At 60.7% G+C, this 15840-nt stretch carries 12 protein-coding genes and 1 pseudogene; 7 read left to right on the top strand and 6 right to left on the bottom strand.

What is annotated here, in order from left to right:
* The 3 genes and pseudogenes from QN224_RS23140 to ppk2 all read left to right on the top strand — a co-directional run.
* Positions 1-643: pseudogene (locus QN224_RS23140) on the top strand (HlyD family secretion protein); the annotation flags it as partial.
* Positions 644-658: 15 nt separating this feature from the next.
* Complete coding sequence (locus QN224_RS23145; RefSeq protein WP_283978537.1) at positions 659-2359, top strand: SulP family inorganic anion transporter; 1701 nt, start codon at positions 659-661, stop codon at positions 2357-2359.
* Between the two features lie 148 nt (positions 2360-2507).
* Positions 2508-3287, top strand: a complete 780-nt coding sequence (ppk2, locus tag QN224_RS23150; protein WP_283978689.1) for a polyphosphate kinase 2 — start codon at positions 2508-2510, stop codon at positions 3285-3287.
* 110 nt (positions 3288-3397) lie between these two features.
* Here ppk2 and QN224_RS23155 read toward each other — a convergent pair whose 3' ends face one another.
* The 6 genes from QN224_RS23155 to arcD all read right to left on the bottom strand — a co-directional run bounded on the left by QN224_RS23155 (position 3398) and on the right by arcD (position 10409).
* Positions 3398-3868, bottom strand: a complete 471-nt coding sequence (locus QN224_RS23155) for a histidine kinase (protein WP_283978538.1) — start codon at positions 3866-3868, stop codon at positions 3398-3400.
* Positions 3869-4092: 224 nt separating this feature from the next.
* A complete protein-coding gene (locus QN224_RS23160) occupies positions 4093-5640 on the bottom strand; it encodes a Na+/H+ antiporter NhaC family protein (protein WP_283978539.1) in 1548 nt (515 codons plus the stop codon).
* Between the two features lie 31 nt (positions 5641-5671).
* Positions 5672-6613, bottom strand: coding sequence for a carbamate kinase (arcC, locus tag QN224_RS23165; RefSeq protein ID WP_283978540.1), 942 nt, complete (start codon positions 6611-6613; stop codon positions 5672-5674).
* Between the two features lie 2 nt (positions 6614-6615).
* On the bottom strand, positions 6616-7620 hold the full coding sequence (locus tag QN224_RS23170; RefSeq protein WP_283978541.1) for an ornithine carbamoyltransferase: 1005 nt from the start codon (positions 7618-7620) through the stop codon (positions 6616-6618).
* Positions 7621-7658: 38 nt separating this feature from the next.
* Positions 7659-8888: an arginine deiminase gene (gene arcA / locus QN224_RS23175; protein ID WP_283978690.1), complete on the bottom strand. Its 1230-nt coding sequence runs from the start codon at positions 8886-8888 to the stop codon at positions 7659-7661.
* 48 nt (positions 8889-8936) lie between these two features.
* Positions 8937-10409, bottom strand: a complete 1473-nt coding sequence (gene arcD / locus QN224_RS23180) for an arginine-ornithine antiporter (protein WP_283978542.1) — start codon at positions 10407-10409, stop codon at positions 8937-8939.
* A gap of 444 nt (positions 10410-10853) precedes the next feature.
* On the opposite strand from arcD, the gene QN224_RS23185 reads away from it, so the two are divergent.
* The 4 genes from QN224_RS23185 (at position 10854) to QN224_RS23200 (ending at position 15822) form a co-directional block, all read left to right on the top strand.
* Complete coding sequence (locus QN224_RS23185; RefSeq protein WP_283978543.1) at positions 10854-11111, top strand: hypothetical protein; 258 nt, start codon at positions 10854-10856, stop codon at positions 11109-11111.
* A gap of 90 nt (positions 11112-11201) precedes the next feature.
* Entirely contained in the window at positions 11202-12593 is a 1392-nt protein-coding gene (locus QN224_RS23190; RefSeq protein ID WP_283978544.1) for a DUF3300 domain-containing protein, read from the top strand.
* A gap of 17 nt (positions 12594-12610) precedes the next feature.
* Entirely contained in the window at positions 12611-13576 is a 966-nt protein-coding gene (locus QN224_RS23195) for a DUF2950 domain-containing protein (RefSeq protein ID WP_283978545.1), read from the top strand.
* A 137-nt stretch (positions 13577-13713) separates the two neighbouring features.
* The gene (locus tag QN224_RS23200; protein ID WP_283978546.1) at positions 13714-15822 is read left to right on the top strand and encodes a mechanosensitive ion channel family protein; all 2109 of its coding nucleotides are present in this window, start codon (positions 13714-13716) and stop codon (positions 15820-15822) included.
* Positions 15823-15840: the final 18 nt, after the last annotated feature.

A 15840-nucleotide genomic window follows, 5' to 3' on the forward strand; every position in this document is an offset into this window, starting at 1 on the left:
GCAGACGCTGGAGACGAAGATCTCCTCGCTCCTGCCGGCGCAGAAGGCAAGCGCCGAGGCGGCACTCGCCCAGGCTCAGGTGGACTTGGACAAGACGACCGTGCGCGCCGGCGTCGCCGGTACCGTGCAGCAATTTACCCTTCGGCCCGGCGACATCGTCAATCCGATGATCCGCACCGCCGGCATCCTCGTGCCCGATCAGCGCCGCACCGGACTGATTGCCGGCTTCGGCCAGATCGAGGCGCAGGTGATGAGGGCCGGGATGATCGCCGAGGCGACCTGCATCGGCAAGCCCTTCACCATCATCCCGATGGTCGTCACCGAGGTGCAGGACGTCATCGCCGCCGGCCAGTATCGGCCAACGGACCTGCTCGTCGACGCCCAGCAACTGGCACGCCCGGGCACACTGACGGCTTATCTGGAGCCGCTCTATCAGAGTCAGTTCAGCGGCATTCCGCCGGGAAGCAGTTGCATCGCCAACGCCTATACCAGCAATCATGACGCGCTCCATGAGCCCGGCATCAGCACGCAACGCTGGCTGTACCTACATGTCATCGACGCCGTCGCGCTGGTGCACGCAGCGATCCTCCGGCTGCAGGCGCTGCTCTTGCCCGTCCAGACGCTCGTCCTGACAGGTCACTGATCCGGAGGCAACGGCATGGGGCTGACCCTATCTCGCCTACCGCTGATTGCGAACCTTGCCGGTTACCGGGCGGGCTGGTTGCGCAGCGATGTCTCTGCCGGGCTCGCGATAGCCGCAGTCGGCCTGCCGAGCGCCATCGCCTATCCGGCCATCGCCGGCCTTCCGCCGGAGACTGGGCTTTACGCCAGCATCACACCCTTGATCGCCTATGCCCTCGTCGGTCCCTCGCAACGCCTGATCGTCGGGCCGGACGCCGCGACCATGACCGTGCTGGCTGCGGTGCTTGCCACGGTCTATGCTGTTCCCGGCGTAGCCGAGGACAGGGTCGCGGTGGCGGCCTTGCTTGCGCTCGCCGTCGGCGCGCTCTGTCTCATCGCGCGGGCGGTGCGGCTCGGGGTGCTTGCGACCTTTCTGTCGCGTCCGATCCTGATCGGCTTCTTCGCCGGCATTTCGCTTTCGATCCTGATCGGTCAGATAGACCGGGTCACCGGCATCGACATCGAGGCTGATGGCCTAGTCGCTCCCATCCTCGAACTTATCGCCAAGGCGGCCGCGATCCACTGGCCGTCGCTCGCATTGGCGGCCGCGTCATTCGCGCTGCTGCAGGCAGCGCGCATCATGCAATCGCCAATACCCGGGCCGGTACTGGTTGTCGCGCTGTCCGTACTCGTGTCCGCCCTTTTCGATTTCGAAGGGCACGGCATCGCCGTCGTCGGCGACATCCCCGATGGCCTGCCGTCCTTGACGCTGCCGTCGATCACGGGCCTCCCCTTCCAGTCGCTCCTGCTTGGCGCCGGCGCCATCTTTCTGGTGAGCTTCGGCTCCGGCATCATCGCCGCCCGCAGTTTTGGGGCCAAGGGCGGCTATCTGGTTGATCCCAACCGCGAGCTAGAGGGTTTCGGAGCGGCGAATATCGCCGCCGGGCTCTTCGGAACCTTTCCTATCACTGCTTCGGACTCGCGCACGGCAGTGAACTTTACCGTCGGTGGCCGGACGCAAGTCGCAAGCATAGTTGCCGCCGCTGCCCTCATGGCGGTCCTGATGTTCTTTGGCGACGTCCTGCGCATCCTGCCGATCCCCACGCTCGGCGCCGTGCTGGTGGCGACAGCGCTGAGCCTCATCGATGTTGCCGCCCTGAAGGAGATCTGGCGCATCAGCCGGATGGAGTTTCTTTTTGCGATCATCGCAATGCTCGGCCCAATCAGTTTCGGCGTGCTGGAAGGCGTCGTCACCGCCATTGCCGCGACGCTAGTCTACATTTTACGCAAGACGATGTTTCCGCGTGACGCGTTGCTCGGCCGGCTTGCCGGCCGCGACGGCTTCTATAAGCTCCATCGCAACCAGGCGGCGCGGCCGGTGCCCGGCCTTGCCATCTTCATGGTCCAGGGCAGCCTGCTGTTCTTCAACACCGACTACGTCCGGGAGCGTCTGCGTGCCGTGATCGACGCGTTGCCTGCCAATACCCGGTGGTTCGTCATGGATGCGAGCGCGATCGCCCAGATCGACATCTCGGCGGCCGCGATGCTCGAGGAGGTTCATGACGATCTCGGTAAGCGCGGCATCGCGCTTGCGATCGCCGAGCTGCATTTCGAGGCCCGCGAAATCCTCGAGCGGGCCGGCGTGATCGCGAAAATCGGCACCGGGATGATCTTCGAGGATCTGGACGACGCCTTGGATGCCTTCGAGAAAGGCGGCACCACAAGGGCGGCGCAGTAGGACCGACCGCCTGCCGCACGAATAGTAACTGTTGAAACACAACGGCAATTGGAGATGGGAGGATAGCATGGTCAAGAATGGCAAGAACGGCAAAAAAGCTAAAGAAAAGAACAGGGACAGCAACAGGAAAGTCGCCGGGGTGTATGCGATGGAGACGACCTCGAGCGGCGACTATGCGAAGGAACTCGCCCGATTGCAGGTGGAGATTGCCCACCTCCAGGCTTGGGTGAAGAAGAGCGGGGCGCGGATTGTCATCGTCTTCGAGGGGCGCGACGCGGCCGGCAAAGGCGGCGTGATCAAGCGTATCACCGAGCGCGTGAGCCCGCGCGTGTTCCGCGTCGTCGCCCTGCCGGCGCCGACTGATCGCGAGAAGACCCAGATCTACATGCAGCGCTATATCCAGCAACTGCCGGCGGCCGGCGAAGTCGTGATCTTCGATCGCTCCTGGTACAACCGGCCGGGCGTCGAGCGCGTCATGGGCTTCTGCACCGAGGAGAAGGCGCGACGTTTCCTCGAGCTTGCGCCGCGTTTCGAGGCGGCGATGATCGAAAGCGGCATCCTCCTGCTGAAGTATTTTCTCGACGTCAGCGAAGAAGAGCAGGAGCGGCGCTTCCGCCAGCGCATCGACGACCCGTTGCGCCAGTGGAAACTAAGCCCGATGGACGTCGAGTCCTATCGCCGCTGGTGGGATTATACCCGCGCCTACGACGAGATGATCCGCATGACCGACACCGACTATGCTCCCTGGTGGATCGTGCCGTCCAACGACAAGAAGCGTGCGCGCATCAACTGCATCTCGCACATGCTTGCCTCGATCCCCTATGAACGGGTGAAGTTCGCCGAACCCGACCTTGGCAAGCGCCAGAAGCGGCCCGGAGACTACGCTGCGGATACTCATATGCGCCGGACGGTCCCGGACGTTTTCTGAGTAGATGCATGTACGTGACGCATACGGCTTCAGGCGAACGGGCCGAAGCCTCGCAGGGAAACGATTGCGGCACTCGCAGGCCACGGACGTTCTCCGTCCCTCGGCGCGACTCACACCCTGTCGGGCGACCAGTCGAGGAAGAAGCCGACATCGCCCGGCACACCGCCGGGGAAATTGATGATCATCGCCTTCAGCTTGTAGCCCTGGGGTTTGCCGAACGTTTGGTAACGCTCGTAGAATTCCCTGGCCTTGCCCTGCAGCGTCTCCGGCCAGTCGCGATCGGCATTGTTGATCGCGCGGCCGCTGTCGGTGCAGAGCGAAGACGGGAAGCTGTAGACCATGGCTTCGAATTTCCCGGCCTTTACCGCGCTTGCGACGAGGCGGCGGACCACCGCGATTTCCTCCTCCGAGACGTGTTTCTCGAGGAAATCCGCAGCAAGATCGGCGAGCTTCTGTTCTTGCACTGCCCGGAGCTTTCGCTCCTTGTCCATTTCTGCCATCTCCCGCTCCAGCATTTGCATGCGAAGCTGCGCGGCGCTGATCGGTGCTGCATTCGGATCCAAGTCTTTGTTTTCCGGCATGTTGGTGCTCCACTTCAAATCAACAGGACGACAAAAGTGTTCAATAGCTGCTTGGTTCACTTCTTGGGCAGCGGCGTGACGGTGCCGTTGCGCTGAGTCGGTCTGGTTTCATGGCCAGCACTGCGCGAGCCCCATCTATGGTCCGGACACTAACCATCCGGTTCTTCGTCGCCGGCAAACTGACCTGAGACGTGAAATTTTCGCTCGATTTCCACCGCCATTTTCTACCTCTTGGAAACAAACGCAACTTCATCTGGAGCCGACGTGTGTTTCAGATTCGGCGCCGGATTTCTCGACTCATCTGGAGCCCCGAGACCCCCCGTTCGCACTATCCGCCAATTCAGAAGAGCGAAAATGATGGTGAGTAGCGGGTTCACGATATTGAAGAAACAGAAGGCAGCATATGCGGCGGTGGAAATCCCGAGTGTCGCTGCCATATATGCGCCGCAACTGTTCCAAGGTATGAGGGGTGAAGTCACCGTGGCCGAGTCCCCGACGACCCGCGACAGCATGACGCGGGCTAAGCCTCGATCTGCGAAGGTGCGACCGAACAACTTTCCAGGCAGGGCGATGGATATGTACTGATCGGAGGTGACTACGTTTGAGACAACCGACGTTCCGACGACCGTCGCGATCAATCCTGCCGTAGATTTCGTCCGCGCCACGATCGGATCGATCAGTCGCTTCAGCAGTCCCGCGTGTTCCACGACCGCACCGAAAGCAAGAGCCGTGATAATCAGCCAAACGGTGTTCATCATGCTCGACATGCCACCGCGGGAAAGAACCAGGTCGATGGATTTTTCCCCTGTCGACGAAATGAACCCATTGGCGAGCGCTGCCCATGCACCTTTCAGCAACGCCAAGCCGAGAGGCAGGTCTGGAGCTGCAGCAAACGTTGCGACGCCCTCCGGATCGTGCAGAACCGCCACGATGGCACCGGCGATAGCTCCTGCAAAGATGGTCACGAAGGGCGGAAGCCTGGCGATCGAGAGCAGGAAGACGAGTACGAGAGGCAGAAACGACCAGAGCGAGACGTCGACCTTGCTGTCGATCATTGCGAGCGCACGCGTGGCATCAAACTCGCCTGCCTGCCCAAGCAACGCAAAAGCGATCGATGAAAGAAGCAGCGCCGGCACGGAGGTCCAAAGCGATTCACGGATATGGCTGTAGATGTCGGAGCCGGCAGTCGCCGTGGCGAGATTCACCGTGTCAGAGAGTGGCGAAGCCTTGTCGCCAAAATATGCTCCGGAAATGATCGCGCCAGCCGTGACCGCCGGCGACAGCCCCATATTCGCAGCGATGCCCATCAAACCGATACCGAGCGTTCCCGCAACCGTCCAGGAACTGCCGATGCTGAAGGCGACGACGGCGCAAACGAGGCAAGTTGTTGCGTAAAAATAAACCGGGCTGAGCAGCTTCAGTCCGTAGTAGATCATTGAAATGATCGTTCCGCTCATCGCCCAGGTGCCGATGAGCGCTCCGACAGCCAGAAGAATCAGAATTGCCGGAAGGCCTGCAGCAATACCGTCTACGACGGCTTGGCGGATGTCATCCCATCGCGACCCGTTCTTATAGGCTACTCCCGCCGCAACAATCCCGCAGAAGAGTAACGCTATCTGGTTGGGGCCAGATGAGGCACCGCTGCCGAACAACACGAAGGAAAGCGAAAGAAAAACAACAAGAGCCAAGCAAGGGACAAGGGCATCGACCAGCGAAGGGGGACGTGAAATCGCTCTTGGGCCGATACCTTTCTCGCGAGGGATTTGTGCCATCTTAATTGTTCCAAAGTGCGAGCGTCTGCGCCTAAACACCATGCCAAGTCATTTCGGGGAATGAGGAATTGATAATGGTCCCCCGCTCCGCACGCACGATCGCCGGAATATCCGCCAATGCCCCGATCGCAGCCGAGTGCCCTGTCGTCTTGGCGAAATGGCACGCCGCTTCGACCTTTGGACCCATGGAGCCTGCGGGAAACGAGTATGCACTCAGATCGTCGGGCGGCGTCTTGAAGATAGCCTTTTGATCGGCTGTTCCCCAGTCGGTGTAGACCGCCTCGGCGTCTGTGGCCATAATGAACAGATCAGCTTCAAGTTCTCGCGCCAGAAGCTCCGAACAAAGATCTTTGTCGATTACCGCTTCCACTCCCCCAAGCTTCCGGTCCGCACCCCGCTCATACATAGTGGGGATACCGCCGCCTCCAGCGCAGATCATGACAGTTCCCTTGTCCAGTAACCAGCGGATCGGGCGTATCTCAAAGATCCGTTTGGGAACGGGCGATGGAACGACACGGCGCCATTTGTTACCGTCCTGCTTGAAAATCCATCCTTTCTCCTGATGGATCTTGGCAGCCGCGTCCGCTTCGTAGACCGGCCCCACGAACTTGGTCGGGTTCTGAAATCCGGGATCGGCACCATCGACCTCGACCATGGTGAGCAATGTCGCGAGCGGCACTTCGAATGGAAGGAGGTTTCCTAGCTCCTGCTCCAGCATGTAGCCGATCATGCCCTCTGTCTCTGCGCCAAGTACGTCGAGCGGATAGGCCTCATCTGGCTTGTAAGCTGCCCCCTGGAGCGCAAGCAGCCCAACCTGCGGACCGTTGCCATGCGTGATCACGACCTGATGTTCAGCGACAAGCGGTGCTATGGCTTCGGCCGCAATCTTGATGTTCTGACGCTGTACGCCTGCGGTCATCGCCTCCCCGCGCTTCAGGAGAGCATTGCCGCCCAACGCGATCACAACACGCATGTTCAATCTCCCAGCGTTGCGACAAGCAGGGCCTTGATGGTGTGCAAACGATTTTCCGCCTGCTCGAACGCAACATTCGCCTCGGATTCGAATACGTCGTTGGTTACTTCGAGGCCGTTGGTCATGCCATAGTCGTTGGCTATCTGCTTCCCGAGTGTTGTCTCGGTATCGTGGAATGCAGGCAGGCAGTGCATGAACTTGACCTGCGCATTTCCGCTCGCCTTCATCAAATCCGCATTGACCTGATAGGGGGTGAGCAACTGGATTCGCTCTTTCCAGACTTCCTTCGGTTCGCCCATCGAAACCCATACGTCGGTATGAATGAAGTCGACTCCCTCCACGGCCGCCTGGGGATCGTCGGTGATCATCAGGCGCGCTCCGGATTGCCCTTTGAGCTTCTCGGCTATGCTCCGATATTCCTCCGAAGGCCAGAGCGATCTCGGGCCACAGATCCGCACATCCATGCCCAGCAGGCAGCCGACGATCAGCAATGAGTGCCCCATGTTCGACCGCGTATCGCCCACATAGGCGTACTTGATGTCGCTGATCGGCTTGTCGGCGTGTTCACGCATGGTCATGACGTCGGCGATCATCTGCGTAGGATGATATTCATCGGTGAGGCCGTTATAGACCGGCACGCCGGCATATTTTGCCAGCGTTTCGACCCCGTGCTGGGAGGAGCCGCGATACTCGATGGCGTCATACATTCGACCGAGGACCCGGGCCGTGTCCTTGAACGATTCCTTGTGCCCGATCTGCGAACCGGCGGGGTCCAGATACGTTACGTTGGCGCCCTGATCGGAGCAGGCAACTTCGAATGCACAACGGGTGCGCGTCGATGTCTTTTCAAATATCAGGCAGATTTCCTTCCCTTCCAGGTGTTTCTGCTCCGTGCGTGCGTATTTGGCGCGCTTCAGATCGCGCGCGAGATCGAGAAGGTAACGAAACTCGCGAGGTGTGTAGTCCTGCACCGTAAGAAGCGAGCGATTGCGGAGATTGAAACTCATGATGCTGCTCCATTTGCCATAGTCAGGATGGGAATTCTTCAATAGGCCGGCTCTCGCCAGATTGGGCAGGTCATGCAGTGTCCACCACCGCGTCCGCGCCCCAGTTCCGCCCCTCGGATCGTGATGACCTCGATACCCGCCTTCCGCAGCAGCGTATTCGTGTGCGTGTTGCGGTCATAGGCGACGACTACCCCTGGCTCGAGCGCGACGACATTGTTGCCATCGTCCCATTGTTCGCGTTCCGCCTCATAAGCATTGCCGCCGGTGGCTACGGTTCTGAGTTTCCGGATGTCCAGCGCCTCGCTCACGACTTGAAGCATCGGACGCTCCTCGGCCCGGACCTCGAAGTTTCCTTCGTCATCAACGGGATGCAGGCTGTAGCAGCGGATCTGCTCGACCACGTCGGCGAAAAGCGTCACGACGTCACGGTCGCAGAAGCTGAAGACCGTATCGAGATGCATCGCGGCCCGACTCTTCGGCATCAGACAACCGATGACCCGCGTCGCTGCTTTGTTTTTGAATAGTGCTTGGGCCACTTGGCCCACCGACTGATAGGTGGTCCGTTCCCCCATTCCAACGAGCACGGTGCCGTTGCCTATGGGCATTACGTCGCCGCCCTCCATGGTAGCGTTGGCGAACTGCTCGTCCGAGTCGCCCCACCAGATATTGAAATCGCCGCCCTTGAAGATCGGATGAAATTTGTAAATCGCCCGCTGCACCAGCGTTTCGGCACGACGCGCGGGCCAGAACATCGGGTTGCAGGTCACGCCATTGTATATCCAACAGGATGGATCGCGCTGGAAGAGCGTGTTGGGGATGGGAGGAATAACGAATTCGAGTCCCCCGAAAGCGCCCACCATCAGCGCCTTGCCCCTGCCTTCGGGGAGGTCGGCAATGGCAATGCCGCCTATAAGGTAGGCGGCGAGTTGTTTCGAATCCATTTCATCGAGCCAGGGCCGCATGGCCTCGGCAATCTGGGCACCCATGACGTTCGGGGTGATGCGCCGATCAAGAACGAACTTGCGCGCATCGGCGTCGACGAGCGTCTCGGCGAGGAGATCATGGAGTTCGAGGACCTCGACTCCTCGCTCCTGCATTTTCAGAACGAAGTCGTAGTGATCCTTCTGAGCTTCGTGAACCCAGATGACATCATCGAACAGCAGATCGTGGCAGTTCGCCGGGGTCAGTCGTTGATGCGCCAATGATGGTCTGCACACCATGACGGTCCTGAGCTTACCTACTTCCGAATGAACACCAAAGTTGCGCATGCGCATCTCCTCCTTCAACCGGAGCCCCTGCAACTTGACCCATCACGCTCAGAGCGGGCTTATCTTTCCGATCCACAGCAAATAGGCGGCGACGATGGCGAGCACGACGACCAGGCAGGCAAGCCATAATTCAAATCCGGCAAACACCTGTTCGCCTCGCTCCCTCCTGGCCTTCGCGTAGACAAGGAGGCCAGGGGCAAACAGGATCGAGCACATCAAGAGGTAGCTGAGTCCGGCGGCGTAGACCAACCAGACGCCATAAAGCGTCGCCAGTGCACCTATGGCGATATCCCTGTTTCGACCGGACGCCCTCTGGTGATAGGTCTCTCCGCTCAATGCGAGCTTGAGGGCGTAGGCTCCGGAAAAGACATAGGGAGGCAGGATCGCAACCGAAGCGATGAAATAGAAGAACTGGTAGGCGCTTTTCGAAAAGAAGCTCAGGACCAGGAAAAGCTGGATCAGGATATTGGTCGCCCAGAGCGAGTTTACCGGCGAGCCGTTTTCATTGTCGACGGCAAACCAGCTCGGAAAGGTGCCGTCGCGCCCGCACGTGTAAGGAATTTCGGAGCAAAGCAATGTCCAGGACAAGAATGCGCCGCCAACTGAGACGATCAGCCCTGCATTGATCAAAGCGGCCCCCCATTGCCCCACGAGTGGCTGCAGGACTCCGGCCATCGACGGGACCTTGAGACCGGCCAGTTCCGGTTGGCTCAAAATCCCCGTCGAAAGCATGGACACGAGGACGTAAATTCCGAGCGCACCAAGAAAACCGATCACCGTCGCCCGACCGACATCGGAGCGCCGGGCTGCACGCGCGGAGTATACGCTCGCCCCTTCAATGCCGATGAAGACCCACAAGGTGACCAGCATCGTGCTCTTGACCTGTGACATGACGCTGCCGAGGTCGGGGGCATCAAGAGCACCCCCGCGTCCCCAGAAATTGAGCGTGAACCTGTCCCAATTGAACGCGACGACGGCGATCAATACGAAAAGGAAGAGCGGCGCGAGCTTGGCGATCGTGGTAACGATGTTGACGAAAGCGGCCTGCTTGACGCCCTTCAGCACCAGCCAGTGAATGGCCCAGAGGCAGATCGAGGCGCCGACGATCGAAACGAGGTTGTTCCCATCGCCGAACACTGGAATGAAAAACGATAGTCCGGAAAAGATGGCGACCGCATAGGCGACATTTCCAAGAAATGCGCTCAACCAATAGCCCCAGGCGCTGATGAAGCCCATGAATGGACCAAAGCCGGCCTTCGCATAGGCATAGGGACCGGCATTGAGATCCGGTTTGCGGTTTGCCAGCGTCTGATAGACAAACGCCAGCATCAGCATGCCGAAGCCGGTGATGACCCAACCGATCAATATTGCCCCGGGCGAAGCGGCGCGAGCCATGTCTGACGGCAAGTTGAAAACGCCGCCGCCGATCATTGAGCCCACGACTAGAGCAGTGAGTGGCAAGAGAGTGAGCTTGTCGGAATGCACCTCAGTTTTGAAGGTGCCCTCATGCGCGATCGTCATGTCCCCCTCCAAATCGCATGCAGTTGTTGCATTCACGCGTTTCAGCTCTCGGGCACAGCATTGCGGAAGCTTTGCACGTTCAGTAGGACGCGCGCTTTCCACATCGGGCAACTTTAGGAATGAGGACACAGCGTGTCATTGATTTGAGACAAATGCATCGTCCGTTCGTTCGCTTCCTGATGTGCTAACTCGTTGACGCAGATGCCGCGCAGTCTGAACCAGCAATATTCGCGACAGACCGGCCGGACTGTCGGCAGAAGTGAGGGATCTCCGTCGCTGCCACGACAAAGCCGACGCAGGACATGTGCTTGGAGCCAACGGCTGAGGCACAGAAAGCTGGGCGCAGATTGGCCGCGGCCTGCCTGTCTGGCTCGTTGATCACAATCAACGACGAACAGGAGTGATGGGCGTAACATCCAGAAAACAAGAAAGCGGGAGAGTACGATGAATCACACAGGGAAGATTCTGTTCGCTGCCACCGGTGCTATCGTGACCGCATTCCCAGCTTCCTATTCCTTGGCCGACGGCTACTCCGGAGATCACTACCCAGGCGTTGACATAAATCAGCGCGTCATTGACGGGCAGCGCGAGCCCATCAACAAGTATCTCCTCAAGCGCAGAAACGCGGCACAAAGGCCGGATCCCGGCGCCACGGGTACGATCAACCAGCAGCAACCGGTACGTACGAAGCCTGTGCAGTAGCTCGGCACCAAGCGGTCCGGGACGCAGAGCCGCCTCCTGCCCATAATAATGCCGTGAGCAATAGGCCGTGGAGCCCTTTGGAGGAAGAATATGGTCAGGGAGCAGTTTCTTGTGTTCTGCCGCGCGACGGCAGTCGCTTTAACCCTGCTTGCACCGTGTGGTCTGGCGCTCGCCCAGGAAACGGCGACGGCAGCGCCTACACCACAGCAGGAAGCCGCACCCGAGCCTCTCAGCGATGACGAGCTCGAAGTCCTGGTCGCCCGGATCGCACTCTATCCGGACGAGCTGGTGGCGCTTGTCTCGGCCGCTTCACTCTATCCGCTGCAGATCGTCGAGGCGGAGCGGTTTCTCGAGACGCGCAAGAAGAATCCTGGCCTCAAGCCGAAGGACGACTGGGACGGCAGTATCATCTCACTCCTGAACTATCCCGAGATCGTCAAGATGATGAGCGAGGACCTCGATTGGACGCAGGCCTTTGGCGAGGCGATCGCCAATCAGCAGAAAGACGTGCTGATCGCCATCCAGCAATCGCGCGACGAGGCGGTTGCCAAGGACATCATCGAGACAGACGACAAGATCAAGGTGGTTGAGGAGGGCGACAATATCGTTATACAGGCGGCAAATCCGGAAACGATCTACGTGCCGCAGTATCCGCCGGAGATGCTTTACGAGGCGGACTACGCGCCCGCGCCGATCAGCTATTACGAAGAACCCTATTCCGCCTATTGGTATCCCGGAGCCGCCTTCTTCGCGGGAGCCGTCACCGGCGCGGCGTTTGCCGCCATCGTCGACTGGGACGATTGGGGTGTTTGGGGCGGTGACTGGGACGGCGACATCGATGTCGACTGCAACAAATGCTTCAACAACATCGACTTCGACGGCAAGGTCAACTGGAACGACATCGACTGGAAGAACGTCGACCGCAGCAAGATCAACTTCGACCGCGACCAGCTCCAGAAATTCGATCGGACGAACATCAGGAACAACATAAAGGCCAACGGCAACAACAACATCCGCAACCGCGCCGCCGAGATCAATCGCGATCGGCCGCAGGCGCGCCCGGGTGGTGCTGGCGGCGGCCAGCTCAAGGACGTGCGCAAGAGCACCCTGGAGGGTCTGAAGGCTCAACCGAGACGGGATGCCACGGCGCGCCCCGGGGGCGGGCAGGCGGTGGCGAAGGCGAAACCCGGAGGCTCGAAGCCCAGCGTCAATCGCCCCAAGGGCAACAAGCCCTCGCAGGTGAACCGGCCAGCCGGCAAGAAGAAGATGGCCTCCAAGGTACAGAAGCGGCCGAAGAAGCCCTCCGGCCTCGGCAACGTCAATGCCGGGCGGCGCGAAGTGGCGTCGTCGCGGCGTGGCGGCCACAGCATGGGTGGCGGTCATCGCGGTGGCGGGCGGCCGCAGATGAGTCGTGGCGGCGGCGGCAGACCGCCGATGCACCGTGGCGGCGGAGGCCGTGGCGGTGGTGGACGCAGGCGCTGAGCGGAGGGAGAACGGCCATGACAAAACTTTTGCACACCCTTCTCCTCGGATCGGCGCTCTCGCTTGCGGGCGGCCTTGCAGGTATCGACGCCGTCGCGCAGGCGCAGCAGCCAGAGCAGGCGCAGCAATCGTCGGGCATCGACGACTACGCCGCGACCGAAGACCCGCCGGCCTTCGACGATCCGGCCAAAGCGGTGGAGGCCTTCAAGTCGAGGCTTGCCGCCAACGACTTCGACGGGCTGGCAAAGCTGCTAGGCCTCGATGCGGCAAAGGTGAAGACCGGCGAAGGGGCGATGGAAACCTTCACGCTCATTCGTGAAGGGGCAGCCCGCAACGTGGTCGTCCGCGATCTCGACCAGCGCAAGATCCTCGAAATCGGCGATCGCCTCTGGCCGCTGCCATTCCCGATCACCAAGGGTGAGGACGGCAAATGGGCCTTCGACACCTTTGTCGGGCTGGAGGAGATCGTCAACCGCCGCGTCGGCGAGAACGAGCTTGAGGCGATCGAAGCGGTACGCGCTTATGTCGAGGCTCAGAAGGACTATGCTTCCGAGGACCGCGATGCGGACGGCGTGCTCGAATATGCCCAGAAGCTGATCAGCAGCCCGGGCCAGACCGACGGGCTCTACTGGCCGGCCGATCAGGGCGACGGCGAAAGTCCAGTCGGCGATGCGATCAGCGAGGCGGCGCTCGAAAAAGCAAAGGCGGGCGAGGGCTATTTCGGCTATCGCTTCCTAATCCTGACCTCGCAGGGCAACAATATCGCCGGCGGCAAATACGATTATGTCATCAACGACAACATGATCGCCGGCTTCGGCCTGATCGCCTGGCCGGTCACGTATGCCGAGACCGGCGTCAAGACCTTCGTCGTCAACCAGCAGGGTATCGTCTACGAACGGGACCTCGGACCCAGCACCGAGGCGATCGTGCCATTCATCGACCGTTTTGATCCGGACGACAAATGGAGCGTGGTGGCCGACTGAATGCCGACCCGTGGGCTGCGGTGCCATTCGGAGTTCGCACGCCTTGACCATACCCCTGTTCTCGCCGGGGCAACGGCGGCGGCAGCGAACCGATTGCCAATTGTGCTGGTGCAAAGGAAGGATAACGGGTTATTGCGATGCTCAAGCGTGGTCACGGTGGCGCATTGCTCGCCTCGCTCCTTTTGCTTCTGCGGCTCGTTTTTGGCTTCGCCGCTCCTGTGGCCGCCCAAGAGCCGACGGCCGCGCCGCCTCCAGCCAAGGTGCAGCAACTCATCGAGTTGCTCGACGATCCAGAGGTTCGCCAATGGCTGGTGTCCAAGCAGACGGCTGCGCCGGCGGCACCGGTGCCGGCGACCGGGCTTGCCTCCCAATGGGTCGCGGAAATCAGGAAGCACTTGGGCGGGATGCGGGACGCGGTTCCACGGATGGCTCCCGAATGGCGGGCCGCGAAGGAGCGCATCGCCGGCGCCATGCAGAGCCAGGGAACGATGCCCATTCTGCGGGGGTTCGCCTTCCTTTTGCTCGTCGGCTACGGCGCTGAATACCTGCTACGCCATTTCCTGCGGCGCAATGCTGAGCGCAACGCCGCCCAGCACGGAGGCGGCCTTGGCGCCTTCATCCACATCGCACCTCTCGTCGCCTTTGCAATCGCCGCAATCGTCACATTCGTGCTTTCCGATTGGCCTCCCCGACTGGAGGCAGCGGTCGCACCACTGCTCATAGCCTGGATAAGTGCGCGCCTGCTGATTGCCGTCGCATCGGCTGTGTTCAAGCCGGCGGCGGAGGCGGCCACGACGCCAGGCGCAGAAGGGAAACGTGCGACGCTTGCCCCCAGCGCCGCCAGGTTCTGGTTCAATCGATCGGTGCTCTTCATCTGCGCGCTGGCCTTTGTGTGGGCGGTTACCGATGTGATGCAGGCCCTCTCGATTGCGGAAGACGTTCGCACACTTGTTGCCGCTATAATCGGGCTTGTCATTCTCGGCACGGCGATCGACACAACACTTCGCCGCCCGGTCGAGGCCACGACGGCGGCGCGCCGGATGCTCCGAAATGCGATGATTGTCGCCTTCCTGGTCCTGCTGTGGCTCCTTTGGGTCGCCGGCATGAAGGTGCTGTTCTGGATCGGTATCTATGTTCTCGGCTTACCGCCGCTCTTGCGCTTTACCAGCACGACGACGAGGACGATGCTCGACGCCTCGGCGACCGACGGCATGCGCGTGCTGCGCAATGTGTTGACCGAACGGGGCGCCCGGCTGGTGATCATTGGGCTGGCGGCTGCCTGGCTCGCCGTTGTCTTCCGCTTCAACGGCAGTTCGATGATGCAGGACGATGCCTTCAACCGCATCTTCCGCGGCGTTCTCGCCGGTGTCGTCATCCTGCTCGCGGCGGATCTCGTCTGGCAACTGGCAAAGGAGTTCATCGATCTGCGCGTGAAGCAGGCGAGTGTCGACGTCGCGGATCCGGCGCAACTCGCCCGTAATATGCGCCTGCGCACGCTGCTGCCGATTCTGCGCAACTTCCTGGCCGCCTTCATTGCGGTGGTTGCCGTGCTGATGGTGCTCTCTGGCCTGGGCGTTGCGATCGCTCCACTGATCGCCGGCGCGGGCGTCTTCGGGGTCGCCCTCGGCTTCGGCTCTCAGAGTTTGGTCAAGGACGTCATCAGCGGCGTGTTCTACATGATGGATGATGCCTTCCGGGTCGGCGAATACATCCAGAGCGGCAGCTATATGGGAACGGTCGAATCCTTCAGCATCCGCTCGGTAAAGCTGCGCCACCACCGCGGTCCGGTGTTCACCGTGCCGTTCGGCTCGCTTGGCGCGGTTCAGAACATGAGCCGTGATTGGGTGATCGACAAGTTCAAGATCAACGTTTCCTATGACACCGATGTCGCCAAGGTGAAGAAAGTGGTGAAGGGTGTCGGCGCGACGCTGCTCGAAGATCCGGAGCTGGGCCCGCTGATCATTGAAACGGTGAAGATGAAGGGCGTCGAGCAGTTCGGCGATTACGGCGTGACCTTGAGCTTCGCGATGACGACCAAACCGGGAAATCAGACCCAGGTCAGGCGTCGGGCCCAGGCCCTGATCAAGGAAGCCTTCAAGACGAATGGCATCTCGTTTGCCTCGCCGACGGTGCAGGTCGCGGGCGACGATACGCAGTCGACGACGGCTGCGGCCGCCGCGACCCGCGATGCAATTGCCAAGAAAAATGCGGTCTTAAGCCAGGGAGGCGAGGCTGCGGCGGAATAGCTGCAAAACGTCAAAAAG

The sequence above is a fragment of the Sinorhizobium sp. 7-81 genome, from assembly GCF_030124405.1.
Classification (GTDB): domain Bacteria; phylum Pseudomonadota; class Alphaproteobacteria; order Rhizobiales; family Rhizobiaceae; genus Sinorhizobium; species Sinorhizobium psoraleae.

Coding starts and splice junctions, on each gene's coding strand:
- QN224_RS23145 (WP_283978537.1), top strand. CDS start 659: ATGGGGCTGACCCTATCTCGCCTACCGCTGATTGCGAACCTTGCCGGT.
- ppk2 (WP_283978689.1), top strand. CDS start 2,508: ATGGAGACGACCTCGAGCGGCGACTATGCGAAGGAACTCGCCCGATTG.
- QN224_RS23155 (WP_283978538.1), bottom strand. CDS start 3,868: ATGCCGGAAAACAAAGACTTGGATCCGAATGCAGCACCGATCAGCGCC.
- QN224_RS23160 (WP_283978539.1), bottom strand. CDS start 5,640: ATGGCACAAATCCCTCGCGAGAAAGGTATCGGCCCAAGAGCGATTTCA.
- arcC (WP_283978540.1), bottom strand. CDS start 6,613: ATGCGTGTTGTGATCGCGTTGGGCGGCAATGCTCTCCTGAAGCGCGGG.
- QN224_RS23170 (WP_283978541.1), bottom strand. CDS start 7,620: ATGAGTTTCAATCTCCGCAATCGCTCGCTTCTTACGGTGCAGGACTAC.
- arcA (WP_283978690.1), bottom strand. CDS start 8,888: ATGCGCAACTTTGGTGTTCATTCGGAAGTAGGTAAGCTCAGGACCGTC.
- arcD (WP_283978542.1), bottom strand. CDS start 10,409: ATGACGATCGCGCATGAGGGCACCTTCAAAACTGAGGTGCATTCCGAC.
- QN224_RS23185 (WP_283978543.1), top strand. CDS start 10,854: ATGAATCACACAGGGAAGATTCTGTTCGCTGCCACCGGTGCTATCGTG.
- QN224_RS23190 (WP_283978544.1), top strand. CDS start 11,202: ATGGTCAGGGAGCAGTTTCTTGTGTTCTGCCGCGCGACGGCAGTCGCT.
- QN224_RS23195 (WP_283978545.1), top strand. CDS start 12,611: ATGACAAAACTTTTGCACACCCTTCTCCTCGGATCGGCGCTCTCGCTT.
- QN224_RS23200 (WP_283978546.1), top strand. CDS start 13,714: ATGCTCAAGCGTGGTCACGGTGGCGCATTGCTCGCCTCGCTCCTTTTG.